The organism is Pseudomonas sp. NBRC 111127, from assembly GCF_001320345.1.
In the GTDB taxonomy this organism is placed as follows: Bacteria; Pseudomonadota; Gammaproteobacteria; order Pseudomonadales; family Pseudomonadaceae; genus Aquipseudomonas; species Aquipseudomonas juntendi.
This window is the reverse complement of sequence record NZ_BCBD01000033.1, coordinates 16,091-42,133: the sequence shown is the minus strand read 5'-3', so window position 1 is coordinate 42,133 and position 26,043 is coordinate 16,091. Positions and strand designations below refer to the sequence as shown.

Below are 26,043 nucleotides of genomic sequence, written 5' to 3'. Positions count from 1 at the left end.
GTTCTTCTTCCCGGCGCTGTTGTACCCGGTCAACCACAGCATGCGGGTGTACCACGAAGAACAGTTCGGCCCGCTGGTACCGGTGGTGCCCTACCGCGACCTGCAAACGGTGATCGACTATGTGCTGGACTCTGACTACGGCCAGCAACTGAGCCTGTTCGGCAACGACCCGCAGACCATCGGCAGCCTGGTCGATATATTCGCCAACCAGGTCGGGCGCATCAACATCAACGCGCAATGCCAGCGGGGCCCTGACACCTACCCGTTCAACGGCCGCAAGAACAGCGCCGAAGGCACGTTGTCGGTGGATGATGCCTTGCGGGTATTCTCGATCCGTACATTGGTCGCCACACGCTTCCAGGACGCCAACAAGGAACTGATCAGCGACATCATCCGCAATCGCCAGTCCAGCTTCCTGACCACGGACTACATCTTCTGACCGCTCGCTTTTGCGCCTGCATGACCGATTCCAGGCAACAGGGCACCGCACCGGTGCCCCTTGCCCAGGAGCATCGACTCGGCGGTAACCGAGCGGCCAGTTGAAAGCGGCAGCGCTTTGCTTGAAGCTTGAGGCTCGTAGCTTGGAGCTGCTTCATGCGAATCATCGACAAAACCGCCACCCAGGTGCGCAGCCTGACCCCCGCCGAAGAAGAGCTGCTGGTCGGCTTTGCCACCGGCACCCTGGGCGGCCCGCGCCTGCTGCAGGCCAACCAGCTGCTGATGAAGGTGCGCAATGCCAACCAGTGGCTGGCTTGCGATTGCCGCAACGATGCCTTGCCGGTGCTGAATGTCACGCTCAATGGCAACACCGGCACGCTGTTCCTGAAGAACAACCCGGGGACCGCCGAGCATACGGCCGGTTGCCCCTTCAGCAAAGACGAGCGCGAAGCCGCCGAGCGCGAAAACGACCCCGCGCCACCCGCCGCCTGGCTGCCACCCGACACGCCCCTGCGGCTGATTGGTGATTTCCGTGCCGGCAGCGCTGGCGACGGTGGCGAAGGCAGCGAGCGACGCGCACAGCAGCGCCTGCTGGCGCTGTTGCTGACCTGGATCGAGACCAGTGGCCTGAACCTGTATGCCACGCACCTGAAGAAGGACCTGACCGGGCAGTTTGCCGAACTGCGCAGCGTGGCGAGCCGTTACCCGCTGCTGGAGCGGGTGCCGGCCAGCAACTACCTGGAAACCCGCCTGGACATGAAGCACATGATGATGCTCAAGGCGCGGTTGCGCGAAGCCAAGGTGTTCGGCAACCACCGCCGGCACGGCCTGTTGCTTGACTGCGTCGATCAGATCAAGGGTCGCAAGCTGTTCAACAACCGCAACGAAGACGGGTTCGATTTCCAGGGGCATCACTTGTACTGGGGCGGCAGCCGCACCAGCGGACCGCTGCTGGCACTGATGCTGTACTCGCCGACCAGTGCCGGCAGCCACTACTACGAGCTGATCCATGTGGCCAGCGTACCCGTGCTGTCCCGCGCCCACCTGTTCCCCGTGTACCGCGACGAGGAGCGCGAGCCGCTCAAGGCGTTGGTGTCGCTGGTCGACTGGATGGCCAGCAAGGGTGTGAAAGTGCAGATGCGCCGGCCGGTGATCGGCGGCGCGCTGGCAGACGAGTTGGTGATGACCTCGGATCAGGACCGGGTATTGTCGATATCGCTCCTAGAGCAACCGCTGGGCCCCGAGCCGGACGCGGAGAACTTCAAGCGCTACGCCGATTTCAAGAGCCCGGAAACCTTCCGCAAGTTCGTTGCCGGGTTCTTCATGCGCGAACGCTGATAATCGCCTGTTGTTCGCACCCATTGGCGCCATGGGCCAGCCTGCACTAGCGTTGTGCTACCAGCCAGGCAAAACGTTCATGCGGAGCCCCAACCCATCATGCCGGACCTGCGCCCGAACCCGACGCTGTGCCTGCAGTACCGTGCCGAGCAGCCTATTCACCAAGCCTTCCTGCAACAGGCTGAGCGTCGCCCCGAAGCCCCTGCAATCATCACCGCGCACAAGCTTTGCACATACGCCCAGCTGGCGCAGATCAGCCAAGGCATCGCTGCGTATTTGCTGGAAAAAACCGTCAATAGCGACGATCGTGTGCTGATTGTTGCCGAGCGGGGCGCGGCATTGGTCTACGCCATGCTTGGCTGCCTGCGCGCCGGGCGGGCGTTCAGCGTGGCCGATGCGGCCTACCCTGCCGCCCGCCTGCAGCAGCTCGCCAGCAGCTTGGCACCTCGGGTAGTCCTGCGTTGTGGCCAGGCACACGTCGAAGCCGCAGACGCCTGTGTGGTAACTGTGCCTCAGGACCCGGTCGAGGCACTGCATGCCTTTCACCGGCCAACGGCGCAACTGCCCGCGGTCAGCGCAGGGCAACCGGCCTACATCACCTTCACCTCGGGCAGCACCGGCGAGCCCAAGGCGATCGTTACCCATCACGCGCCGCTGGTGCACTTCATCGACTGGCATGTGCACCAGCACGGGCTGACCCAGGCGGATACGTTCTCGCTACTGTCCGGCCTCGGCCACGACCCGGTTTATCGCGATGTGTTCACGCCACTGTCGCTGGGCGCCAGCATTGCCTGCCCGGCCCAGGCCAGCCTTACCGACCCTGCACAGCTGGCCAGCTGGATTGCGTTGCACCGCGTCAGCGTCATTCACCTCACCCCACCGCTGGGCAAGCTGATCGAGACCGGCGCGCAGCTGCAGGGCCAGCTGTTCAGGCAACTGCGTTACCTGTTCTGGGGCGGCGATGCACTCAGCCCGGCGCTGTACCAGCAAATGCGTGCCGTGGCGCCGAATGCCGTCAACGTAAATTTCTATGGCACCACCGAAACCCCGCAAGCCATGGCGTACCACACGCTCGACCCGACCGCGGAACAGGCCCGGGTGCCCCTGGGCAAAGGCATCGCCGATGCGCAACTGCTGGTCGTGAACGCGGCCGGGCAACTGGTGGGCGAAGGTGAAACCGGCGAAATCCTGATCCGCAGCCCCTACCTGTCCCTTGGCTATTGGGGCGACCCGGCGCTGACCGAAGCCAGGTTCATCACCAACCCGTTCACCGGGCTGGCCAGCGACCGCTGCTACCGCACTGGCGACCTGGGCACTTACCTGGCCGATGGCAGTGCCTGTTTCCTCGGCCGGGCTGACGGCCAGGTGAAAGTGCGGGGGCACCGCGTGGAACTGGCGGAGATAGAAAACACCATCAGCCGCCTGCCTGCCGTCCGGCAGTGCGTAGTACTGGCCAACCATGACCACCCACTGCCCCGCCTGATTGCCTACTGCGTGTTGCATCAGCCCGGCAGCGCCGACGACCTGCGCCTGGCTATCGCCCGCCAATTGCCGGACTACATGGTGCCGGCACTGTTCATCTTCGTGCAGGCCATACCGCTCACCCCGAACGGCAAGGTCGACAAACGCGCCCTGCCCGCCCCGATTCAAGCGCCGACCAGCCAACCCTCGTCAGCGCTGGCCGAGAAGCTGTGCAGCGAGTGGGCACGAATACTGCGGGTGCCGCGCCTGGACCCACGCTTGAGCTTTGTCGAGCTGGGCGGTGACTCGCTTTCATTCGTACAGGCCTCGAGGGTGCTCGAGCGGTTGATCGGCCACCTGCCAGACCGTTGGGAAAGCCTGTCGGTCAACCGCCTGGCTGAGCTCAGCGCACCGCATGAAGGCGGGTGGCGGGTCATGGAGATGCCGGTGTTCGTGCGTATGCTCGCCATCATCCTGATCGTGGTCGGCCACCTCAGCGGCATGACCCCTTGGCCGATCGTGGGCGAAACGTCGGTACTGTTCCTGGTCTCTGGCATCAGCCTGGCGCGTTTCCAGCTCAAGGCCATTGAAACCCGGGGGGATGCACGCACACTGCTGCCGTCCCTGGCCGCCATCGTGGTGCCGACCGTGCTGTATACCGCGCTGCTGCAACTGGTGTTCGACCGGGTGCATTGGCAATCGCTGCTGTTGGTGTCCAACTGGTTTGCGACCGGCGAGGTTGGCCTGTTCAACTACTGGTATATCGAAGTGCTGGTGCAGATGATCGTGATCATTGGCCTGGTGTTGTCGAGCAAGCGGGTGCGTCACGCCGTCAACGCCGCCCCGTTCCGCTGGCTGATCCTGGCTGCCTGTACGCTGGTAGCGGTGGATGTGTTGCTCAACCGCTGGGTGTTCGACGCCAGTGGCCTGCTGCACCGGGTGCCGCAACACTTCCTGGCGGTGATGGTGCTGGGCATGGCCGTGCACCATGCCGATACCCCCGCCAGCAAAGCGGTGGCCAGCGCGGTCGCGGTGCTGGTGGTCGCAGAACTGGACCTGATGGCGGTGGCCGGTATTGGCTGGCAGGCCGTCACCCACTATGTCGATATTGCCTTGCCGGCGATGCTGGCGCTGATCTGGCTGCGCGCAATCCCCGTACCCGCCTGGCTGGCACGTGCGGGTGCGGTGATTGCTTCGGCCACCCTGTTCATCTACCTGACCCACTTCCAGTTCCAGTCGGTGGCGGAGCGTATCGCCCCGAACCTGCTGTTCGAGGTTGCCTTGGCCATCGCCGGGGGCGTGGCGGTGAGTGTGGCCTGGAATACCGCCACGCGCTGGCTGCTCAGCCGCTGGCGCGCTGGCCGAAAAACGCGCCGGGATGATGACGGGGTGCAACGCGTGACCTAGCCCGCCAGTTCAGCCAGGACTTCAGCCGACGTGGTGACCTGGCGGAAGTGGTGCTGCCATAGCTCGATGCCAAGCTTGCCGGAACGGTCCAGCGAGGAGCCGACCGTCATGTCGGTGACCAGGGTAGGCATCAGCCCGGCATCGAACAGGGCAAAGCCGGCGGCCAGCACACAGGTTTCGGTCTGCAGGCCACACACCAGCACGCGCTCCACGCCCATTTGCCGGATGTGGGCGATCGCTTCGGCACTTTGCCCGTAGCCGTGCTTGACGAACACCTGGTCAGCCTCCACCAGGCTTTCGTCCTCTGCCGCCGGGTGCCAGCCGAGCTGGCGTGCAAACGGCGTGACCCGCTCGTCGTGCAGTTCGACCGAGGCTACGGTAGGAATATTGGCTGACAACCGACGCAGCCCATCGACCAGCCACTCGGGCGGGCTGAAGGTGGACTGGACATCGACGATTAACAACACCTGGCGCATGGGCGAATTCCGGCACGGGCAAAAGCGCGGAGTATAACGCGCCTGCACGGCTGCGGTGGCTCCCCACCCCTGGCTGGCGCTCAGGCACGGCCAAACTGCCCTGTAAAGGCTTGCCCCCCGGTCACATCCGGCGCTGTTTCAGCTATGATCGGGCATCCCGCCGAGGACGCCGTGAACCATGCCCGTAGACCTGCACGCGTTGTACCCCAGGCTGATCCACCTGATGCTCGACACGGTCTTCGTGGTCGACCGGGACAACCAGATCATCTTTGTCAGCGATGCCTGCGAAGCGCTGTTGGGCTACCGGGCATGCGAGCTGGTCGGTACCGCAATTACCGACTACATGCACCCCGAAGACCTGGCAACCACTCGCGCTTCGATCCTGCGGGTCATGAATGGCCAACCGCATTACGACTTCCACAACCGTTACATCCGCAAGGACGGTGGCGTGGTGCATATACTCTGGGCTGCCTGCTGGTCAGATGAGGCCCAGGCTCGCATCGGCGTGGCGCGGGACATTACCGCCCAGCACCAGGCCGAAGCCGAACTGCGCTTTCTGGCGCATCACGACCCGCTGACCCGGCTGGCCAACCGGGCCATGTTCAACCAACGGCTGGACGCCGCCCTGGCCAGCGCTCGGCGGCATGACCGCCCATTGGCATTGCTGTTTATCGATATCAACGATTTCAAGCAGATCAACGATAACCACGGCCACAGCGTGGGCGACCGGGTACTGTGCACACTGGCCCAGCGCCTGGAAAGCTGCGTAGCGGGCAGCGCGACGGTGGCGCGGATGGGCGGTGACGAGTTCACCGTGCTGTTGCCCGATTGCCCGTCAGCCGAGGTCGTGGCCACACAGGTGCAGCATATCCTGGCCGTCATGGCCGAACCGCTGGATGGCGAGTTGGCCGGGCTCCAGGCACCTTCCTGCAGCATCGGCATCGCGCGCTTCCCCGAAGACGGCACCGATGCCGACATGCTGCTGCGCCATGCTGACGGCCACATGTACCGGGTCAAACGGCAACGCACCGCGGCAGGCTGAACACAGATGAACAGGCGCGACCCTGAAGACGCTTTGCTCGACAGCTGGCAGCACAATGCCCAGGCCTGGATTGACGCGGTACGCAGCGGCGCCATCGAGCGCCGCCGCGAGGTGACTGACGCCCAGGCTCCAGGGCACCGCGTGGTCAGAGCACTGGCTTGCGCACCGCGCCGCTCCGGGCTTTGGCCATGGCCGCCAGGCGCACCGCGACGTTAGCCGCACCGTAGCCGCTATAACCCCCCTTGCGCTGGATGATCTCGAAGAAAAAGCGCTCTTCGAAGGGCTCGGTGTACACGTGGAACAGCTCGCCACCCTGGGCATCGCGGTCATAGAGCACGTTGTAGTAAGCCAACTCGCTGAGGAACTCGTCGTCGAAATCGAAGCGCGCCGCCAGGTCGTCATAGTAGTTCAGCGGAATTTCCAGCAACGGCACACCGGCCAGCTTGGCGCGCGCCACTTCGCTGAAGATGTCGTCGCAATCGAAGGCAATATGGTGCACCCCGGAACCGCGGTAGCTGGACAGCGCATGGGCAATGGCGGTGTTGCGGTTTTCCGAAATGTTCAACGGCAGGCGCAAGGTGCCGCACTGGCTGCGCAGGGCGCGGCTCTTGACCAGGCCGTACGGGTCGGGCAGCACCACCTCGTCGTCGGCGGCGAAATCGAACAGGCTCTTGTAGAACAACACCCAACTGTCCAGCGACTCGGCTGGCAGCGCCAGGGCCATGTGGTCGATGCGGCGCAGGCCACCGGTGGCGCTCACGCTCGGGTCCAGGCTGAAGTCGGTGTCATACAGCGTATGCCCGGCGGTGCCCTGCTCTACCAGGTACAACAGGCTGCCATCCGGTGCGCGTACCGCCGGCACCTCGCACTCGTTGGGGCCGACCAGGCCGCGGAACGGCTGGCCACGGTAGGCAGTGGCACGCTTGAGCGCAGCCTGCTGGTCCTTGACCCGCAGCGCGGTGGCGCACAATGACGGGCCATGGGCTTCGAAGAAGTTGTGGCCAAAGGAGTAAGGCTCTGCGTTCAGCACGATGTTGATATCGCCCTGGCGCAGCAGTTGCACTTCCTTGCTGCGGTGCTTGCCCGCTTCGGCGAAGCCCAGCCGCTTCAGCCAACTGCCCAGGCGCGCGCCAACGGCCTCATCGACCGCAAATTCCAGGAACTCGACGCCGTCATAGCGACTGGCCGCGGGTGGGGTGAACAGTACGCCAGGCTCGATCGGGGTATTTTCCTGTTCCAGGCGCAGCCGGGTTTGCTCTTCCAGGTACAACAACGAGCGCAGGCCGTCGGCGGCGTTCTGCCGGGTGGGCGCTGCACGGAAGCCGTCATTGAATATTTCCAGCGACAGCGGGCCACGGTAGCCGGTGGCCAGGATCGGCGCAAGGAAGCCGGCCATGTCCATTTCGCCTTGCCCCGGGAAGCAGCGGAAGTGGCGGCTCCACTCCAGCACGTCCATCGCCAGGATCGGTGCGTCAGCCATCTGTACGAAGAAAATCTTGTCGCCAGGGATGTCGCGGATCGCGCGCGGGTCGCCCTTCAGCGACAAGGTATGGAAACTGTCGAGGATCACCCCGAGGGCCGGGTGGTCAGCCTGGCGCACCAGGTTCCAGACCTGCTGGTAGGTGTTGACGTGGCGGCCCCAGGCCAGCGCTTCGTAACCGATACGCAGGCCACGCTTGCCGGCATGTTCGGCAAGCAGCCGCAGGTCGTCGACCAGCACCTGTTCATCGCCCAGGGCATCGGCCTGGACGTTGCTGCACACCAGCACCAGGTCGGTACCCAGCTCCTGCATCAGGTCGAACTTGCGCTCGGCGCGGTCCAGGTTTTTCTGCAGGCGGTCGCGGCGGCAGCCTTCGAAATCACGAAACGGCTGGAACAAGGTAATGGCAATACCCAGGTCGGCGCACATCTGCCGCACCTGGCGGGGGCTGCCGGCATAGTAGAGCAAGTCATTTTCGAAGATCTCGACGCCGTCGAAACCGGCGGCGGCGATGGCTTCGAGCTTTTCCGGCAGGGTGCCGCTCAAGGACACGGTAGCGATCGAACGCTGCATGGCGGGAGTTCCTTGTTGTTTGGAAGGTATACAGTGCCAGACAGGCAGAAAGACCTGTCACAGTTTATGGCACGATCGATTATTCGCAGGTAGAGTCGCTGCTTCAATCTCTTTGTACGGAATGGTTAGTTTTGCGTTCGATTATCGCACAAAACCCGTTTTAGCGAATTGCCAGTCAACTGGCCCGTGGTCAACATGACCCACAGACGCAGGCACACCGACCGCTGCCTCCTGCCTTGGCAAACACCCCTGGCGGAACCTGCGCAAACAACAATAACAACGGAGACAACGATGGCTCACTCCAGCTCGCAAGCAAAAAAAGCGACCGCCAGTGGATGGATAGGCTCGGCACTCGAGTACTACGACTTTTTCATCTATGCCCAGGCCGCTGCACTGATTTTCCCGCAGATATTCTTCCCCAATACCGACCCGAAAATGGCCATCATCGCTTCGCTGGCCACCTATGGCGTGGGTTACCTGGCCCGCCCAGTGGGCGCCTTCGTACTGGGCCACTGGGGTGATACCCGTGGCCGCAAGAACGTGTTGCTGCTGTGCATGTTCCTGATGGGCCTGTCGACCATGGCCGTGGGCCTGCTGCCCACCTACCACGACATCGGCTTCCTGGCACCGGCCTTGCTGGTGGTGCTGCGCCTGATCCAGGGCTTCGCCGTGGCCGGGGAAATCTCCGGCGCCAGTTCGATGATCATGGAGCACGCGCCCTTCGGCCGAAGGGGCTACTACGCCAGCTTCACCCTGCAGGGGGTACAGGCGGGCCAGGTCATGGCAGCGGCGGTCTTCCTGCCACTGGCGTACTTCATGCCCAGCGAGGCCTTCAATGACTGGGGCTGGCGGATTCCCTTCCTGATGAGCGCCATCGTGCTGATCGCCGGTTTCATCATCCGCAAGGAAGTGCACGAAACCCCGGCATTCGTGAAGGAAGAGAAACAGGACAAAGTGGCCAAGTCGCCGATCAGCGAAGCGTTCCGCCACAGCTGGAAGCACATGGTGCTGGTCATGTTCATGGCCCTGATGAACGTGATTCCGGTAGTCGCCACCATCTTCGGTGCGGCCTACGCGGTGCAGCCGGCCTATGGCATCGGCTTCGACAAGAGCGTCTACCTGTGGATCCCCGTGGTCGGCAACATCGTCGCGGTGCTGGTGATTCCGTTCGTCGGCAACCTGTCGGACAAGATCGGCCGCCGCCCGACCATGATTGCGGGTTGCCTGGGCTCGGGCCTGCTGGCGTTCGTCTACCTGTATGCGATCAGCATTCAGAACGTGCCACTGGCATTCATCACCTCAATCGTCATGTGGGGCATGGTCTACCAGGGTTACAACGCGGTATTCCCAAGCTTCTACCCTGAGTTGTTCCAAACCCGCTACCGCGTTTCGGCCATGGCCATTGCGCAGAACATCGGCACCATGCTGACCGCCATGTTGCCGGCGCTGTTCGCCCTGGTTGCGCCACCCGGCTCGGACAACATCCCGCTGGTGGTCGGTGGGCTGGCGTTCTTCATCACTTGCGTGTGTGCCCTGGCGGCCTACATTGCCCCGGAAACCCATCGCCTGGCGATGGAAGACCTGGGTAACCCGCAGGCCAAGCCGATGGAAAAGGAAGCCTATGAAGCCAGCCGTAAAGGCAGCGTCCAGGCGGTAAGCCACTGACAGGCGCGGGGCCGCAAAGCGGCCCCAGCCATTTCAGCCCTGAACCACGCCCTGCAAGCGCGCCCACAGCCGCTCCACATCGCCCCGCTCGGTCGGCAAGGCGCCGATCGACACCCGTACCATCCAGCGGCCATCCAGCGTCGCCGGGGTCACGTAGGCATCGCCGCTGGCGTTGAGCCGCTGCGCCCAAGCCTGGGTGTACGTGTCCAACGCCTCGCCCTCCAGCCCCTGCGGCCGATGACGAATGCACAAGGTCTGCAACTGCACGGGCGCCAACAGCTCCCAACCTTGCGCAGCGCTGACCTGCCCTGCCAGCCAACGGGCATTGTCCAGGTCGCGTCGCAGCCGCGCCTGCAACGCTTCCACGCCCTCGCTGCGCAACATGAACCACAGTTTCAACGCACGGAACCGGCGCCCCAGCGGGATGCCCCAGTCACGCAGATTCTTCACCTCGCCATCCACTGCCGACTGCAGGTAGCTGGGGTTGGTGCTCATCACTCGGATCAGGTGCTGCGGGTCACGCACGTAATAGATCGAGCAATCGAACGCCACGCCCAGCCACTTGTGCGCGTTGACCACCACCGAGTCGGCCAGCTCGATGCCGTCCCACATCCAGCGGCATTCCGGCAGGATCATCGCCGAACCGGCCATGGCCGAGTCGACGTGCAGCCACAGGCCGTGGGCCTGGGCAATTTCGCCGATCGGGCGCAGCGGGTCCACGGCTGTGGTGGTGGTGGTGCCGGTGGTGGCCACGACAGCGCAGGGCTGGTTGCCGGCAGCCAGGTCCTGCTCGATGGCTGCCTGCAAGGCCTGCGGGCGCAGCGCGTAGTGTTCGTCGGTGGGGATCAGGCGAATGTTGTCACGCCCGAAGCCGGCCAGCAGCGCGGCCTTGTCCACCGAGCTGTGGGCGTGGGCACTGACATACACGATCAATGGCCTGGCTTCGGCCTGCAGGCCACCCCGCACCAAAGCGTAACCGGTGGCGCGTTCGCGCGCGCTGATCAACGCCACCAGGGTGCTGGTCGAGGCGGTGTCCTGGATGACCCCGCTCCATTGGCTGGACAAACCCAGCAACCGGCGCAGCCAGTCGAGGGTGGTTTCTTCCAGTTCGCTCAGGGCCGGGCTGGACTGCCATGACAGGCCCAGCACACCCAGGCCGGTACTGAGGAAGTCACCCAGTACCGAGGACAAGGTGCCATTGGAGGGGAAGTAGCCATAGAAGTCAGGGTGCTGCCAGTGGGACAGGCCAGGCATGAGCAGTGCGTTGACGTCGTCGAGAATGGCCTCGAAGGGTTCACCTTGCTGGGGGGCTTGCCCTGGCAAGGCGGCCTTGAGGTAACCGGGTTCGACCTGGGCCATGACCGGGCGCTCGCCCACGGTCTGGCGGTAGTCGGCGATCAGGTCGATCAGCTGGTGGCCGTATTGGCGGAATTGTTCGGGGGTCACGCGGGCTCTCCTTTGGGTCATCCGTAGCCTGTTATGGCCCTATCGCAGGCAAGCCAGCGCCTACAGAACAGGACGCTGGCTTGGACAGGGCCAGCACAGGCAACACAATGCCCCCAGTCTAGGCGCCTATGCCCAGACGAATAACCCCATGTCACGCATAGTTGCTATGGCAAACGCGCATGCCCACCCTGCACGCCGAACTGCGACTGGCGCCACAACTCGAATACCCGGTTGCGTAACCAGCGGTGCTCGGCCGACGCCTGCAAACGCTGGTGCCACACCACCCAGTAGCGCTGGCTATGGTCGATAAAGCCCAGCGGCCGCCAAGCCAGGCCATGCAAGCGGCTCAGTTGCCGGGCGATGTGCTCGGGGACGGTGGCCACGGCCTGGCTGCCGGCAACCACCTTGACCGTGGCGCAGAAGAACGGCACCTCCAGGCTGACCCGCCGCTGCAGGCCCTGGGCGCGCAGGTGGCGGTCGATGAAGCTGTCCTTGTCGCCGCCACCGGAAATCCGCACGTGCTTGTGCGCCAGGTAGTCCGCCTGGCTGAGGGTGGCTTGCGCCGTCAGCGGATGATCGCGGCGCATCAGGCACACCGCGCGGTCCTCACCCAGCAGGCGCCCGTGCAGGTTGGGTGGCGACTCGTCGAACAGCGTGGTCGCCAGGTCGATCTCGCCGCTGGCCAGCAAGGCGTACTGGCCGGCCTGCCAGGTGCGGTATTCCAGGGAAACTCCCGGCGCTTCCTGTTCCAGCGCAGCCACCAGCAACGGCAGCATGTGTTCGGCCACGTAGTCCGAGGCAGCCAGGCAGAAGCGCCGCTCGCAGCGGGCCGGGTCGAAGACTGCAGGCTGACGCAGGGCCTGCAGCTCTTCAAGCACTTGTCGCAGGGGCTCGACCAAGGTTTCGGCGTGTTCGCTGAGCACGTAGCCACGGCCTTGGCGGACCAGCAAGGGGTCGCCGAACGCTTCGCGCAGCAGGGCCAGCTGGCGGCTCAGGGCCGGCTGGCTGACGCCGAGGCGCTCGGCAGCATGGCTGAGGTTCTTAAGCTGCAGCAGGTGGTCGAGGGTGCGCAGGTGGGCGAGGCTGAGGGAGGCGAAGGTGGGGTTCATCGGGTTCGGCTCCGGACCGCTGCGAGGGGCTTTGCCCTCGTTTCGCGACACAAGGCCGCGCCTACAGAAGCGGCCTTGCGACGCGATGGGCCGCAAAGCGGCCCCGATTGCACAGATCAGTCGGTCAGACCAACATAAACATTCTGCACATCATCGTTCTCGTCGATCGCTTCGAGGAACGCTTCAACCTCAGCCAGCGCTTCAGCACTCAGGCTGGCCGCGCTTACCGGGTTCTTCGGGGTATAGCCGATTTTCGCCGAGGTCACGGTGAAGCCATGCTCGGGCAGGGCCTTCTGCACCGCGTCCAGGTCGGTAGTGTCGGTAATGAACAGGGTCGAGCCCTCTTCTTCACCTTCTTCGAAGTCCTGGGCGCCGGCTTCGATCGCGGCCATTTCCGGGTCGGCATCGCCTTCGGGGGTGGCTTCGATAAGGCCGACATGGTTGAAGTCCCAGGTCACCGAACCGCTGGCGCCCAGCTGGCCCTTGCGGAACAGCACGCGGATCTGCGCAACGGTGCGGTTGACGTTATCGGTGAGGCACTCGACGATCAGCGGCACCTGGTGCGGGGCAAACCCTTCGTAGCTGACGGCATGGTACTGCACGGCCTCGCCGTCCAGGCCAGCGCCTTTCTTGATGGCGCGTTCCAGGGTTTCACGGGTCATCGAGGCTTTCTTGGCCTGGACGATGGCCAGACGCAGGCGCGGGTTCATGTCCGGGTCGGCGCCAGATTTGGCCGCAATCTGAATTTCCTTGGCCAGCTTGCCCATGATCTTGCCCTTGGCATTGGCAGCTGTTTCTCTATGCTTGGCTTTCCACTGTGCGCCCATGTCGACTCTCTTTGTTTCAGCGGCCGGTTCAGGAAGCGACCGGCCAAAAGTGGGTGCAGTTTATACGCCCTCGCGCATGGGTTCGACAAGAAATCTCATCAGCCTCGATCCGCTTGCCTGCCGCCCTGGCAGCCGCCTGGCGCTGAACTGCCCCTAGCGGGTAGCGATCACGAACAGCCTCGGGAACGGCAACAGCACCTTGCCATCGCTGGCCGGCGGGTAGTCGCGCTGCATGGCCTGCAGGTACATCTGCAGGAAATCACCCTGCGCGCGCTCATCGAGCCTGGCCAGGTAAGGGCGCAAAGCCGAGCCTTTGAACCACTCCACCACCGCCTCGGCGCCGCCCACCAGCGGGTGGTGATAGGTGGTACGCCACACATCGACCCGCGCGCACAGCGGGCTGAGCAGGTCGTAGTAAAAGGCCGCCCCGTGCCGGGGCGGCAGTTGCAGGTCGGCGAACTTCGCGGCCCACGGGCCCTGGCTGGCAATCTCGCGCAATTGCCGGTGGGCCGGCTCATCGAGGTTGTCCGGGGTCTGCACCGCCAGGCTGGCGCCTTCGCTCAACTGGCGCACCAGGTGCGGGTACAGCTTGGCATGCTCGGGCACCCACTGCAGCGAGGCATTGGCAAGGATCAGGTCCTGCGGCTCCGGGGCCGACCAGCCGCTGATGTAGGCAACCACCGTGCGCACCCGGGGGATGCACAGGCGTTTGCGTTCCCGGGCCTTGGCGATCATGTCCGGGTCGCTGTCCAGCGCCATTACCTGGGCATCGGGGTAACGTTGCAGCAGTACCTCGGTGGAGTTGCCAGGGCCGCAACCCAGGTCGGTGGCGTGGCGTACCGGGCGTGACGGCACGGCGGCCAGCAGGTCGCGCACGGCGCGGGTACGTTCGTCTTCGAACAGCGAATACTGGGTGGCGGACCAGGCCATGTGCAGCTCCTCCAGGCGGGTGATAGGTGGAGCATACGCCATGTGGCGGCCGGCGCGTTCGTTGCGGCACACGCAATGAACTGTCTGGCTGGGTGCAGGGTCATCTGCTGTATGCGCAGCCACCTGAAAACCTATATCGCCATTGCCATCCTGGCCCTGATCGCGGCCGCCGCCCTGCTCGGCTCACCGTGGATGAACCAGGGCTTTCACATGCCCGCCGAAAAAACCCAGGCCCAACAACGCGAAACGGCCGGGTCCCCACGGGAGCCGGCCGTTTCCAAGCGCGAGTGACGCTTAGTGCTGCTTGCTGCCAGAGCGGATCTGGTGCACCACACCCATGGCCACCACGATGGCCGCCGCCACACCGGTGGAGATCACCAGGATCTGGTAGTCAGGCATGAAGGCCATGGTGACCAGTGCCGCCACGATGAAGGCGATGACCAGGTAGGTCAGCCAAGGGAACAGCCACATCTTCAGGCGCACTTCCTTGCCCTCGGCGATCAGCTTGCGGCGCATGCGCAGCTGCGAGAAAGCGATCACCAGGTACACCAGCAGGGCAATCATGCCAGTGGTGTTCATCAGGGTTTCCAGCACGTCTTTGGGGCGCAGGGTCTCGCTGAAGTTGATCAGCGCGCAGACCACGGCCACCGCGCACGAACCCATGATCGCGTACACCGGTACACCGGTGCCGGCGCGGGTGATCTTGAAGAACGACGGTGCATCGCCCCGCTGGGCCAGCGAGAACAGCATGCGCGAAGCGGTGTAGTGGCCCGAGATCAGGCAGCTGCTGACCGAGGTCAGTACCACGAAGTTCATCAGCAGTTCGGCGTACGGCACGCCCAGCAGCTCCAGGGTACGGCGGTAGGCGCCATAGCCGGAAACCCCCAGGTGCGGGTCGTTCCACGGTACCAGGCAGACGATCAGGAAGATCGAACCGACGTAGAACAGGCACACCCGCCACACCACCGAGTTGGTCGCCTTGACGATCTGTGCGGCCGGGTCTTTGGCTTCGGAAGCGGCAATGGTGACGATTTCTGCGCCGAGGAAGGCGAACATCACCCCCAGCAAGGCGCCAATGACCGTGGTAATGCCGTTGGGCATGAACCCTTCGGCGGTGAGGTGGCTGATGCCCCGCACTTCACCGAATTGCCAGACATTGGTTACCGCAGCGGTACACACGATCAGGAAGCAGACGATCGCGATCACCTTGATCAGGGCGAACCAGAACTCGAACTCACCGTAGTGCTTGACGTTGAAGAAGTTGACGGTGATCAGCAACAGGGTCGTGGCCAGCACGAACACGTTGACGCTCACATCCGGGAAGAACCCATGCAGGATCTTGCCGGCTACGTAAGCTTCCCAGGCCATGAGAATGACCCAGTACCACCAGTACAGCCAGCCAATGGTGAAGCCGGCCCAGCGGCCGATGGCGCGGTCTGCGTAAGTGGAGAACGAGCCGGTATCAGGCGAGGAAGTCGCCATTTCACCCAGCATGCGCATGATCAGCACCACCAGGATGCCGCCCGCCAGATAGGCCAGGACAGCGGCTGGGCCGGCGCTGTGGATCACGCTGCCGGAACCGACGAACAAGGCGCCGCCGATAACCCCGGCGATCGACATCATCGTCAGGTGGCGCGACTTCAGCGAGGCACTGAGCTTGCTCTCGTGCCCGCTTTTCGCGGTGGTGGTAGTGGATGTTGCGTCCATCAGTTGTGTACCCCGTGCTTCTTTTTATCCAAGGAAAACCGTGAAACCCCGATGGCTGGCGGTTTCACCTGTACATCAGTGCTAATGCGGGCAGGATGGTGCGCGCGAACACACGCAGGCCTTCCATGGCGGCCTGCTGACGCGCCCCAGGGCTGGCGCCTGGCGCGAACTGAACATGCTATTGGTGGCGATATCTGACACCTAATGTAAAAATGTCCGACGCAGAGAGCCATGCACAGTGGCATCAAACTCGCACTGCACTGTACAGGTCGCCTATGCAGTACACCCTGCAATTGCCTGGCGATACGCACCCTGAAGGCCCCGAATGTTCGAACTACATCCAGACTCCTCGACCCCGTTGGTGAACCAGATCATCGACGCGCTGCGCGAGCTGATCGATAACCAGACCCTCAAGCCTGGCGCCAAGGTGCCCTCGATTCGCGCCTTTGCCGCGAGCTACTCGGTGAGTACCTTCACCGTGGTCGAGGCATACGATCGCCTGGTGGCCCAGGGCTTGCTGGTAAGCCGGGGCAATGCAGGTTTTTTCGTCAACCGCGCGGCAGCCGAGCTGCTGGAGCAGCACAACGCCGAGGCCGACACCAGTCGACCAACGTTCAACTCCGAGTGGTACCTGCAACAGATCTTCGAGATCCGTCAGTTGCCCTACAAACCCGGATGTGGCTGGCTGCCCAACGACTGGATGTACGAAGAGGGCCTGCGCCGTGGCCTGCGCCAGGTGGCCGGCAGCCCGCTGGAACTGTCGGGGTATGGCGACCCCATGGGCCTGCCGGAGTTGCGTGCACTGACCGCGCAGAACCTGCAGCAGGAATTGTCGATCGTCGCCAACCCGGCGCAGCTGATGCTGACCCACGGCGCCAGCCAGGCGCTGGACCTGGCCGCACGCACGCTAGTCCGGCCGGGGGACGTGGTACTGGTGGACGACCCGGGCTACCCGAACCTGATGAGCATCTTGCGTACCCAGGGCGCGACGCTGGTCGGCGTCCCGCGTACCCCGGCGGGCTACGACCTGAACCAGTTGGAGCAGTTGCTCGCCCATCACCGCCCGACGGCGTTCTTCACCCAGCCGCATTTGCACAGCCCGACCTGCTCGCGCACCCCGCTGCCGCAGTTGCACCGGCTGTTGCAGCTGGCCAGCCAGCACGGCTTCCGCCTGGTCGAGAACAACCTGTACGCCGACATGGTCGCCGAGCCGCAGCCCTGCCTGGCCAGCCTCGACCACCTGCAGCAGGTGGTGTACGTAGGCAGCTACTCGAAGAGCATTTCGCCCAATGTGCGCGTCGGCTACATGCTGGCCAACCCCGAGCTGATGCAGAAGCTGCTGCAGCTGAAAATGCGTTCGGGCCTGACCACATCGCAGGTGATGGAGCGTGTGGTCTATGCCGCGGTCATCGACGGCCGCTGGCGCAAGCACCTCAAGCGTCTGCGCCAGCGCCTGGCCGAGGCGCATCAGGAAGTTGGCCGGCATCTGCATCGATTGGGCTTTGAACTGTTCATCGAATCCGACGAAGGCATGTACATCTGGACCCGCCATCCGGCGCTCCCGGACAGCGCGGCATTGCTGGACGACGCGCTGGAGAAAGGGATCATGCTCGGGCCTGGGCAGTTGTTCATGGTCGATGCCAAAGCCACCGGCTGGATGCGCTTCAACGTGGCGTTCAGCACCGACCCGGCGATGTGGGAGTTGCTGGAGAAAGTGTTGGTCAAGCATGTGCGTCGGGCTGGGCTGTAAGCGATACCGGTCGTGTGAACTTGAGGTGTGCTCAGTACGTGTGGGAGCGGGCGTGCCCGCGAAAGGGCCGGGCCTGCGGGCCGAGTTCTGCCTGACATAGCGCTTTGCCGGTATACCCTGTTCGCCGGTAAACCCGCGAAACAGAAAGCCTGGTAGCACTTACCGCCAATCCGCTATGTCAGCAAAAAACGCCCGAGCGTTCGCCTCCAGGCTCTGCAGATGGTACCCGCCCTCCTGCACGATCAGGCATGGCAAGCGCAACGCGCGGATACGCTCACCCAACACGGCAAAGCCCTCGGTCGTCACCGCCACCTTGCTCTGGGGGTCCAGCTCGTAAATGTCGAAGCCCAGCGACAACACCAACACTTGCGCACCAAAATCCTTCACCGCAGCCAGTGCGGTGTCCAGCCGGCTCAGGAAGTCCGCTTCGCTGGCGCCGTGGGGCATCGGCAGGTTCAGGTTGTACCCCTCCCCCTCACCACGGCCGCGCTCGTCCTCGAACCCGGCCACGCCTGGGTAGAAGTTGGTCGGGTCGCCGTGCACCGACACATACAGCACATCGCGCCGGTCGTAGAAGATTTCCTGGATGCCTTGCCCGTGGTGCATGTCGGTGTCGAGCACCGCCACCCGGCTGTAGCGGCCGCGCAAGGCCTGGGCAGCGACGGCAGCATTGTTGATGTAACAGAAGCCACCCGCCGCATCGAACCGCGCATGGTGCCCCGGTGGCCGGCACAGCGCGTAGGCCGCGGGCTCACCCTCGGCAATGGCCTTGGCGCCAGCTACCGCGCTCTGCGCGGACCAGTAGGCCGAATGCCAGGTACGCTCGCCTACCGGGCAGCTGCCATCGGCCAGGTAGCGCGCGGCCTGGGCGAGAATGCCACGCAAGGCGTTGGGCTCACGCACGAAGATATTGGACATGACCTCGTCGCCCCAGTCCTCGGGCACTTCCTTCCAGCGCGCATGGGCTTCTTCGAGGAAGGCCAGGTAGGCCTCGCCATGCACCGCCGCCAGCGGCTGCAGGCCAGCATCCTCTGGCTGGCGGATGTCGAAGCCAAGGTCCTTGGCAGCCTGCAACAGGCGCTGGGCGCGCTCGGGCACTTCCTGGGGGGTGCGCATGGCGCCACGCGAGTAGTAGCTGCGCGGGTGGTGCAGCAATTGTTCAGGGTGGAAGTAGCAACGCATCAGGCTTCTCCTGGTTCGACACGGCCGGCGCGGGCCAGCACGGCATTGAGCAATACATCGGCACCCTGGCGGGCATCGTCGGGCAGCACATCCTCGGCTTCGTTGTGGCTGAGGCCGCCGATGCAGGGAATGAACACCATCGCCGTCGGGCAATAGCGGGCCAACAGGATGGCATCGTGCCCAGCGCCACTGACGATCGACTGCTGCGCATAACCCAGGGCATCCACCGCTTGCTGAACAGCGGCCACACAGTCCACGTCAAACGGCGTGGCCGGGCTGACCCAGTGCCGCTCGATACGCACCTGCAAACCGCGCTGGCGGGCGATGGCCTGCAGCGCCAGGATCAGGTCGCGTTCCATGGCCTCGATGGTTTCATCGCGGTGGTGGCGCAGGTCTACCGTGAATTGCAACACCCCGGGGATGGTGTTGCGTGACGACTTGGCGATGGTCAGCTCGCCGACAGTGGTCAGCGCCTCGGGGGCATAGTCTGCCGCCAGCCGCTCGAGCGCCTGAATCATCTGCGCCGCACCGTACAAAGCGTCCTTGCGCAACGGCATCGGCGTGGTGCCGGCGTGCGCGGCCATGCCTTCAACGGTCACATCCAGCCAACGAATAGCCTGGCCGCCGCTGACCACACCAATGGCCTTGGCGTTATCTTCAAGGATCGGGCCTTGCTCGATATGCGCTTCAAAATAGGCATCCACCGGCCCGCCCAGCGGCCGCTGGCCAGCGTAACCGGTACGCTGCAACGCGTCGGCGACGCTGATGCCTTGCGCATCGCGTATGGCCAAGGCTTGCTCCAGCGCCAGGGTGCCGGTGAACACGGCCGAACCGAACATCGCCGGGGTAAACCGGGCGCCTTCCTCGTTGGTCCACACCGCGAGCTCCAGCGGCTTGCGGGTGCTGATGCCCAACTCGTCAAGGCGGCGCACCACCTCCAGCCCGGCCAGCACGCCGTAGACACCGTCGAAACGGCCGCCCTCCGGCTGGGTATCCAGGTGGCTGCCGATCATCACCGGGGCGGCATCGGGGTCGGTGCCAGGGCGGCGCGCGAACAGGTTGCCGATGGCATCCACGCTCAGCGTCAGGCCCGCTTCGCGGCACCAGTGGCTGAACAGCTCACGGCCAGCCTTGTCTTCGTCGCTGAGGGCCAGGCGGCAGCTGCCACCGCGCGCGGTGGCGCCGATTTCGGCCATGGCCATCAAGCTCGCCCACAGGCGTTCGCCATTGCTTTTCAACATGTGCAGGTACTCCAGAATGAATCGGTTCGCTCAGGCCAGCTCAAGCTGCTGGCTGCGCGCGTACTGGCGCGCCAGGGCAAGCACGCAGACCAGCGAAAGGGTGGCGATCAGCGTGTAGAACACTGCCATCGGCCACCACTGCCCTGTGAAATGGTGGGCCAGCCAGGTGCCGATCAACGGGGTCAGGCCCCCGGCGATGGCGCCACACACCTGGTAGGCCAGGGAAATGGCGGTATAGCGCACACGGGTGTCGAACATGCCGCTGACGTAGCCTGCGATGACCGCGTAGAACGAGGCCATGCAGGCAGCGGCCAAGCCGATGCCGAGCACGATCAAAGGGCCTTGGCCCGAGCTGACCAGGGTGAACATGGGGTAAGGCGAGGCCATGGCCAGCACGGCCACCAAGGCCAGGAAGCGAGTGGCGCCGAGCTTTTCCGACAGCCAGGCAGCCAAGGGCTGCACGCAAAACTGGATGATCGCCACGAAGAACAGGCACTCCAGGATCAGCGAGCGCTCCAGGTGCAGCTGCTGGGTGGTGTAGCTGATCATGAAGGTATTGGTGAAGTAGACCCCGGCAATGCCCAGGGTGTTGGCACCGATGCACAGCAACAGCGGGCGCCAGGCGCTGCGCAGCACCTCGAAGACCGGGGCCTGCTCCTTGCGCCGGGCCGTTTCTGCCTGCTCGCGGCTGGCGATGAACTCGGGCGACTCGTTCACCCCCAGGCGAATGGCCAGGCCGACCAACAGCAGCAAGGCGCTGGCCAGGAACGGCACGCGCCAACCCCAGCTCATCAGGTCTTCTTCCGGAAGGCGGGTGACCGCGCCAAAAGCCAGCAGTGACAGAATCAGGCCCGCCGGGCTGCCGAGCTGGGCGAACGAGGCGAAGAAGTTGCGCCGCCCTTTGGGGGCATGCTCGCCGGCCATCAGCACGGCCCCGCCCCACTCGCCGCCCACCGCAATGCCCTGGACGATGCGCAGCAGCACCAGCAGCACCGGCGCGCTGGCGCCGATTTGCGCATAGGTCGGCAACAGGCCGATGCACACCGTGACGATGCCCATCATCAGCAAGGTGATGACCAGCGATTTCTTGCGGCCGATACGGTCGCCCACATGGCCGAAGACGATTCCGCCCAGCGGCCGGGCGAAAAAGCCCACGGCGAAGGTGCCAAACGCTGCCATGGTGCTGAACAGGCTGTCATCGGAGGGGAAGAACAAGGCACCGAACACCAGGGCCGCGGCGGTGGCATAGATGTAAAAGTCGTACCATTCGATCATGGTACCGATGAAAGCGGCGGCAGCGGCACGGCGTGGCTGGGCGCAAGTGACGGGCTTCATGGGGGCTCCTTTGCTTGTTGTTCTGGCAGGAGTGACGGGAATTCACGGTCGCGCTCTGGCGGCGCTTGGCTTGTGGGCCTCGATGCCTGTGATTTATCGGGCCAGGGCTATGATTAGTCAATTTTCTATTTATTATTCCAACTATTAACCCTGCTTATCATAGAGCCTTGCCATGTCTGACCGCCTGCTCAACGACCGCCTCGACTGGAACCTGCTGCGTACCTTCCGCGTCATTGGCCAGGAACTGTCCATCAGCCGCGCCGCTGCCCGCCTGCATCTCACCCAGCCGGCAGTCAGCCAGGCCTTGAAGCGCCTGGAAGAACAGCTTGGCCGCCAACTCATCGCCCGCCGTGGGCCGCGTTTCGTGCTGACCGAAATGGGCGAACAGCTGTTCCAACTGGCCGGCGAGGTGTACGGGCAGATGTCGCAGATCGGCAGTTTGCTGGCGCAGCCCACCGACGAACTGGTGGGCAAGGTGCGCTTGCTGATGATCAGCCGCATCGTCAGCGACCGCTTCGACGACTTCCTCGCCGACTTCCATCGCCAGCACCCACGGGTGGACCTGGAAATCGACGTGATGCGCAGCTCCGACATCGTCGCAGCCTTGCAAGAGAAAACCGCCAGCGCAGGCTTGAGCTTGAACCGGCGCGCCCAGCCCAGGCTGGAGCAACGGCTGTTCCTGCGCCAGCGTTACGCGTTCTTCTGTGGCAAGCACCATGCACTGTTCGGCCAGGCAGAGGGCGACTTGCAGCGGGAGAACTTCGTCAGCTTCACCAGCGACCAGATTGGCGGCATGTTGTCGCCACTGACCATTTTCCGCGACCAGCAGGGCTTTGCCGGGCGCATCGTGGCCTCGTCACCCAGCCTTGAGGAAGTGCGCCGCCTGGTAATTGCCGGGTTCGGCATCGGCTGCCTGCCCGAGCACGTGGTAGCGCCGGATGTTGCAGCTGGGCTGCTGTGGAAGCTGCACCCGCTGGAGGGCATTGCCGATGTGGACATTCACCTGTTGTGGAACCGGGACCAGCGCTTCAGCCGGGCCGAACAGGTGTTCATCGAGGGGCTGCAACAGCGCCTTGACTGACCTGCAGCGCCATCACCGGCGCTGCTAAGCGCGCGCAACGCGCCGGTGGCCTTGGCCGCCTTGTAGTGCAACTTGGATCCGATCAGGGGAAAGGGTATGCTGATATATAGCTAAATGCCATCACCCAGGTCGGCGCGATGCCTGCCTTCAAGGACGAACCCTTTGCCCAGCCACCCTACCCGCCATACCATTGCCCGCCAGTGGCAATTGCTCAAGCTGCTGCCAGGCCGCCACCCGGGCGTGAGCTCCACCCAGTTGCAACGTGCCCTGAGCGGCGTGGGCCACACCACCAGCAAGCGTACCGTAGAGCGCGACCTGGTCGAACTGGCCGCCCTGTTCCCGCTGCAATGCAACAGCAAGGGCATGCCCTATGGCTGGTACTGGCAACCGGGCCTGAGCCTGGAGCAAGCGCACCAGTTGCAACCCGACGCGCTATGCCCGGCGGCCCAGGTGGAGCTGCGCGCCTGGGTCGATGACGCCCTTGCCCGGCGCCTGGAGCAGGCGCCGCTGTCGGCCGACATGCAACTGACTGCGCAAGCCGACGGTGGCGCAGTGCTGGTGGCCACGGTAGACGACAACCGGGCGCTGATGAGCTGGCTGCTGTCCCAGGCCGGCGCTATCCGCGTGCAGGCCCCCAAGGCGCTGCGCCTGGCCATGCTGGCGCAATTGCGCCAGAGCCTGGCCCTGCACGAAGCGGTTGGTTGAAACCGTTGGCGGGCGCTACTGGCGCAGCCGCTCCAGCGCCTGCAGCACGAACGCGGTAGCGCGCTCCACCTGCCCTTCCCTGCAGGCGATACCCAACTGCCGCCACAGCCCGGGCCGCAGCGGCCGGTGGGCAATGCGCTGATCAAGCTCGGCGGCCTCCCCCTCCTGCGGCAGCAACGTCGCGCCATACCCGGCACCGACCAGCTTCTTGATGGCATCGTTGTAGTTCAGCTCGATACGCGGCTCGGGGTGCAACCCCGCCGCCGCAAACCACTCGTTAGTCACCCGCGACAGCTGGGTACTGCTGTCATTCAGGATCAACGCCCGTTGCGCCAGCCAGGCCGGCGTGACCTTGGCCGGGGGCTGCCAGTCGGCCGGCACGTAGGCCAGGATCGGGTCGCGCCGCCAGGGTGTTACGGCCAGCCCCTTGACCGCCACCTGCGGCAACGCCACCAGCGCGACATCCAGGGTGCCCTCGCGCAAACGCGCCAGCGACGCTTGCGAAGTGAGCACCTGCACTTGCACATCGATCCCCGGATGCTCCACCCGCAAGGCGGCCAACGCCTGTGGCAGCAGGTGGGCGATGGCCCCGGTCGAGGCCCCCAGGCGTACCCGGCCGCTAAGGCCCTGCACCTGGCGGCGAACTTCGTCCAACGCCAGGTCCGCGTCGGCCAGCAAGCGGCGGGCGCGGGCCAGCAGCGTTTCACCGATGGCCGTGGGCCGTACCTGGCCGCGGGTACGGTTGAGCAACGGGGCGCCGACGCGCGCCTCCAGCTCGGCCACGTGCAGGCTGATGGTGGGCGGTGCCAGGTTGAGCTGGCGAGCCGCCTCGGCAAATGAACCCAGGTCGCTGATGACCACCAGCGTACGCAGGCGGTCGAGGCTGATTTCGCGCATGGTCGCTGCGGCTTCCTCACAAAACAAAGACTGACGGCTGAATGCCAAGGCAGCTTTCAGGGGCAGGTTCACCGCCAAAAGGCCAGCACATCGTTCAGAAAAGCTGAATGCGGTGGTCATGATATTCAAATTTTCTTTATCAACGCCCCCCGCGAACATAGGCCATCCCGCCCCAACCCGGACCCCGACCATGCATACCCCTGTTGTCTTCATCGACGGCGACCAAGGCACCACCGGCCTGCAGATCCACGCTCGCCTGCAAGGCCGCAGCGACTTGCGCCTGCTGACCCTGCCCGAAGCCGAACGCAAAGACCCTCAACGGCGTGGCGAGGCGATCAACAGCGCCGACATCGCCCTGCTGTGCCTGCCCGATGCCGCCGCGCGCGAAGCGGTGGCCGCCATCCACAACCCGCAGGTGCGGGTGATCGATGCCAGCTCGGCACACCGCACCAGCCCAGGCTGGGTGTATGGCCTGCCCGAACTGGACCCGCAACAAGCCGAACGCATTGCCCAAAGCAAGCGCGTCAGCAACCCCGGCTGCTACCCCACGGGCGCCATCGCGTTGCTGCGCCCGCTGGTCAAGGCCGGCCTGCTGCCTGCCGATTACCCGCTGAACATCCACGCCATTTCCGGCTACTCCGGCGGCGGCCGCGCGGCGGTAGAACGGCATGAACAGCCCGCTGCCGACAAAGCTCCGGCCTTGCAGCTGTACGGCCTGGACCTGGCGCACAAGCATGTGCCCGAGATCCAGCAGCACGCCGGGCTCTCGGCACGGCCCCTGTTCATGCCTGGCTACGGCGCCTACCGCCAGGGCATCGTGCTGAGCATCCCGCTGCAATTGCGCCTGCTGCCCGGGCAGGTCAGCGCCGAACAGCTGCAAGCCTGCCTGGAACAGCATTACCAGGGTGCCCGCCATGTTCAGGTAATGCCCCTGCACCAACAAGGTGGCGCGGCCAACCTCGACCCTGAAACCCTGAACGGCAGCAACGACCTGCGCCTGGCGCTGTACGCCAACCCTGAACACGGCCAGGTGCTGCTCACCGCCATCTTCGACAACCTGGGCAAAGGCGCGTCGGGTGCGGCGGTGCAAAACCTGGACTTGATGCTCGGCGCACTACAGGCACGCGGCTGATGGGTCAAAACCGGTTAGACTGTACAGCCCGCGCCCTCCCGGTGCGGGCTGTACAATCCAACCGCCGGAGCCTGCCCCCCGATGTTCATCCTGAGCCGCCTTGACAGCGTGCCGCCCGAGTCTTTCCAGAACCAGATCCGCGAGCTGGTGATTCACAACGTCGGTGAATTGAGCAGTGTCGCGATCAGTGCAGACAACCCGCTGTACCCGCTGTACCAGTACGGCGTCGGCATGGAGGTGCACCAGTACCTGCAAGCCCTGGACGGCACTCGCGGCCTGGCCGTGGCACTGACCCTGGCACTGGATGCCGAAGCGCCTGACCAGTTGCTGGGCTTTGCCTTGTCGCTACCCGCCGAGGACGATGAGCAGGCCTGTGCCCTGGCATTCATGGCCGTACGCGCCAGCCATCGCCGCCAGGGCATCGCCCGGGCGCTGCTGGGCGACCTGCAGGCGCGCCATGCCTGCGTCGAGCTGAACGCCTTCGCCAACCAGGTACCGTGGTTCGAAGCCATGGGTATGCAGGTGGTGGCCGCCAAGGGTCCGCAGGTGCTGATGAGCAGCACCGGCCAGGCCAGCGGGGCACTGATCGGCCGCCTGGACATCGCCCCCATCTACCAGACCGCCGAGGTGCTGCAGATTCATACCTACCTGCTCAACCAGCAAGGCGAGGATGCGATGATCGAAGCGGAGCAGATGCGCGACGAGCGGCTGGACGCGCTGACCGCACAGGCGCAGGAGTGTGTGCGCCAGCGCCAGCACGTGCACTGATCGCACCGTCAAGCACAACGCTCAGGGCCGCACCGCTCAAGCTCGGCGCGGCC

At 64.6% G+C, this 26,043-nt stretch carries 22 protein-coding genes and 1 pseudogene; 12 read left to right on the top strand and 11 right to left on the bottom strand.

All coding sequences use genetic code 11. The annotated features are described in order from the left end of the window. The 3 genes from APH30_RS08905 to APH30_RS08895 all read left to right on the top strand — a co-directional run. Window positions 1-439, top strand: a 439-nt coding sequence (locus APH30_RS08905; RefSeq protein WP_156326395.1) for an aldehyde dehydrogenase family protein, incomplete at its 5' end; no start/stop codon positions are given. 155 nt (window positions 440-594) lie between these two features. Continuing rightward, window positions 595-1,776 (top strand): hypothetical protein, encoded by a 1,182-nt coding sequence (locus APH30_RS08900; RefSeq protein WP_054912280.1) that lies wholly within the window; start codon window positions 595-597, stop codon window positions 1,774-1,776. A 99-nt stretch (window positions 1,777-1,875) separates the two neighbouring features. Beyond that, window positions 1,876-4,644 carry an amino acid adenylation domain-containing protein gene (locus APH30_RS08895; RefSeq protein WP_054912279.1) on the top strand — a complete coding sequence of 923 codons (2,769 nt, stop codon included), beginning with the start codon at window positions 1,876-1,878 and terminating at the stop codon, window positions 4,642-4,644. Here APH30_RS08895 and APH30_RS08890 read toward each other — a convergent pair. Next, the gene (locus tag APH30_RS08890) at window positions 4,641-5,120 is read right to left on the bottom strand and encodes an isochorismatase family protein (protein ID WP_054903815.1); all 480 of its coding nucleotides are present in this window, start codon (window positions 5,118-5,120) and stop codon (window positions 4,641-4,643) included. The two genes, APH30_RS08895 and APH30_RS08890, sit on opposite strands and share 4 nt — an antisense overlap. A 178-nt stretch (window positions 5,121-5,298) precedes the next feature. Between APH30_RS08890 and APH30_RS08885 the strand changes: the two genes are divergently transcribed. Together APH30_RS08885 and APH30_RS29480 are read left to right on the top strand one after the other, a co-directional pair. Beyond that, entirely contained in the window at window positions 5,299-6,162 is an 864-nt protein-coding gene (locus tag APH30_RS08885) for a sensor domain-containing diguanylate cyclase (RefSeq protein WP_054912278.1), read from the top strand. A gap of 6 nt (window positions 6,163-6,168) precedes the next feature. Then, window positions 6,169-6,282, top strand: a pseudogene (locus tag APH30_RS29480) (class I SAM-dependent methyltransferase); the annotation flags it as partial. Between the two features lie 25 nt (window positions 6,283-6,307). Here the strand turns inward: APH30_RS29480 and quiC are convergent. Beyond that, complete coding sequence (gene quiC, locus APH30_RS08880) at window positions 6,308-8,215, bottom strand: 3-dehydroshikimate dehydratase QuiC (protein WP_054912277.1); 1,908 nt, start codon at window positions 8,213-8,215, stop codon at window positions 6,308-6,310. A gap of 291 nt (window positions 8,216-8,506) precedes the next feature. On the opposite strand from quiC, the gene APH30_RS08875 reads away from it, so the two are divergent. Then, on the top strand, window positions 8,507-9,880 hold the full coding sequence (locus APH30_RS08875; RefSeq protein ID WP_029885538.1) for an MFS transporter: 1,374 nt from the start codon (window positions 8,507-8,509) through the stop codon (window positions 9,878-9,880). A gap of 33 nt (window positions 9,881-9,913) precedes the next feature. On the opposite strand, the gene APH30_RS08870 is transcribed toward APH30_RS08875, so the two are convergent. The 4 genes from APH30_RS08870 to tam form a co-directional block, all read right to left on the bottom strand. Beyond that, window positions 9,914-11,326, bottom strand: a complete 1,413-nt coding sequence (locus APH30_RS08870) for a DOPA decarboxylase (protein WP_054912276.1) — start codon at window positions 11,324-11,326, stop codon at window positions 9,914-9,916. Window positions 11,327-11,490: 164 nt separating this feature from the next. After that, complete coding sequence (locus APH30_RS08865) at window positions 11,491-12,435, bottom strand: LysR family transcriptional regulator (RefSeq protein ID WP_054903811.1); 945 nt, start codon at window positions 12,433-12,435, stop codon at window positions 11,491-11,493. A gap of 116 nt (window positions 12,436-12,551) precedes the next feature. Next, on the bottom strand, window positions 12,552-13,262 hold the full coding sequence (locus tag APH30_RS08860) for a YebC/PmpR family DNA-binding transcriptional regulator (RefSeq protein ID WP_009685578.1): 711 nt from the start codon (window positions 13,260-13,262) through the stop codon (window positions 12,552-12,554). Between the two features lie 153 nt (window positions 13,263-13,415). Continuing rightward, window positions 13,416-14,192, bottom strand: coding sequence for a trans-aconitate 2-methyltransferase (tam, locus tag APH30_RS08855; protein WP_054912275.1), 777 nt, complete (start codon window positions 14,190-14,192; stop codon window positions 13,416-13,418). A gap of 111 nt (window positions 14,193-14,303) precedes the next feature. Here tam and APH30_RS08850 point away from each other — a divergent pair, with 111 nt between their 5' ends. Further along, window positions 14,304-14,483 carry a hypothetical protein gene (locus APH30_RS08850; protein WP_009685580.1) on the top strand — a complete coding sequence of 60 codons (180 nt, stop codon included), beginning with the start codon at window positions 14,304-14,306 and terminating at the stop codon, window positions 14,481-14,483. 3 nt (window positions 14,484-14,486) lie between these two features. Here the strand turns inward: APH30_RS08850 and APH30_RS08845 are convergent, their stop codons facing one another. Next, window positions 14,487-15,899, bottom strand: a complete 1,413-nt coding sequence (locus tag APH30_RS08845) for an amino acid permease (protein WP_009685581.1) — start codon at window positions 15,897-15,899, stop codon at window positions 14,487-14,489. A gap of 325 nt (window positions 15,900-16,224) precedes the next feature. Here APH30_RS08845 and APH30_RS08840 point away from each other — a divergent pair, with 325 nt between their 5' ends. Next, window positions 16,225-17,649 (top strand): PLP-dependent aminotransferase family protein, encoded by a 1,425-nt coding sequence (locus APH30_RS08840; protein ID WP_054912274.1) that lies wholly within the window; start codon window positions 16,225-16,227, stop codon window positions 17,647-17,649. Window positions 17,650-17,808: 159 nt separating this feature from the next. Here the strand turns inward: APH30_RS08840 and APH30_RS08835 are convergent, their stop codons facing one another. From APH30_RS08835 to APH30_RS08825, 3 genes are read right to left on the bottom strand one after another with little or no spacing between them, the layout of a single operon-like run. Beyond that, a complete protein-coding gene (locus tag APH30_RS08835) occupies window positions 17,809-18,831 on the bottom strand; it encodes a histone deacetylase family protein (protein WP_054912273.1) in 1,023 nt (340 codons plus the stop codon). After that, window positions 18,831-20,072, bottom strand: coding sequence for a Zn-dependent hydrolase (locus APH30_RS08830; RefSeq protein WP_054912272.1), 1,242 nt, complete (start codon window positions 20,070-20,072; stop codon window positions 18,831-18,833). The genes APH30_RS08835 and APH30_RS08830 overlap by 1 nt, the downstream gene beginning before the upstream one ends. 30 nt (window positions 20,073-20,102) lie before the next feature. Then, the gene (locus APH30_RS08825) at window positions 20,103-21,407 is read right to left on the bottom strand and encodes an MFS transporter (RefSeq protein WP_054912271.1); all 1,305 of its coding nucleotides are present in this window, start codon (window positions 21,405-21,407) and stop codon (window positions 20,103-20,105) included. 172 nt (window positions 21,408-21,579) lie between these two features. Here APH30_RS08825 and APH30_RS08820 point away from each other — a divergent pair, with 172 nt between their 5' ends. Then, window positions 21,580-22,488 carry a LysR family transcriptional regulator gene (locus APH30_RS08820; RefSeq protein ID WP_054903805.1) on the top strand — a complete coding sequence of 303 codons (909 nt, stop codon included), beginning with the start codon at window positions 21,580-21,582 and terminating at the stop codon, window positions 22,486-22,488. Window positions 22,489-22,650: 162 nt separating this feature from the next. Next, window positions 22,651-23,193: a WYL domain-containing protein gene (locus tag APH30_RS08815; protein WP_054912270.1), complete on the top strand. Its 543-nt coding sequence runs from the start codon at window positions 22,651-22,653 to the stop codon at window positions 23,191-23,193. A 15-nt stretch (window positions 23,194-23,208) separates the two neighbouring features. Here APH30_RS08815 and APH30_RS08810 read toward each other — a convergent pair whose 3' ends face one another. Further along, window positions 23,209-24,090 carry a LysR family transcriptional regulator gene (locus tag APH30_RS08810; RefSeq protein WP_054912281.1) on the bottom strand — a complete coding sequence of 294 codons (882 nt, stop codon included), beginning with the start codon at window positions 24,088-24,090 and terminating at the stop codon, window positions 23,209-23,211. A 190-nt stretch (window positions 24,091-24,280) separates the two neighbouring features. On the opposite strand from APH30_RS08810, the gene argC reads away from it, so the two are divergent. Further along, entirely contained in the window at window positions 24,281-25,222 is a 942-nt protein-coding gene (argC, locus tag APH30_RS08805) for an N-acetyl-gamma-glutamyl-phosphate reductase (RefSeq protein ID WP_054912269.1), read from the top strand. Between the two features lie 81 nt (window positions 25,223-25,303). After that, on the top strand, window positions 25,304-25,990 hold the full coding sequence (locus APH30_RS08800) for a GNAT family N-acetyltransferase (protein ID WP_054912268.1): 687 nt from the start codon (window positions 25,304-25,306) through the stop codon (window positions 25,988-25,990). The last annotated feature ends 53 nt before the right edge of the window (window positions 25,991-26,043 follow it).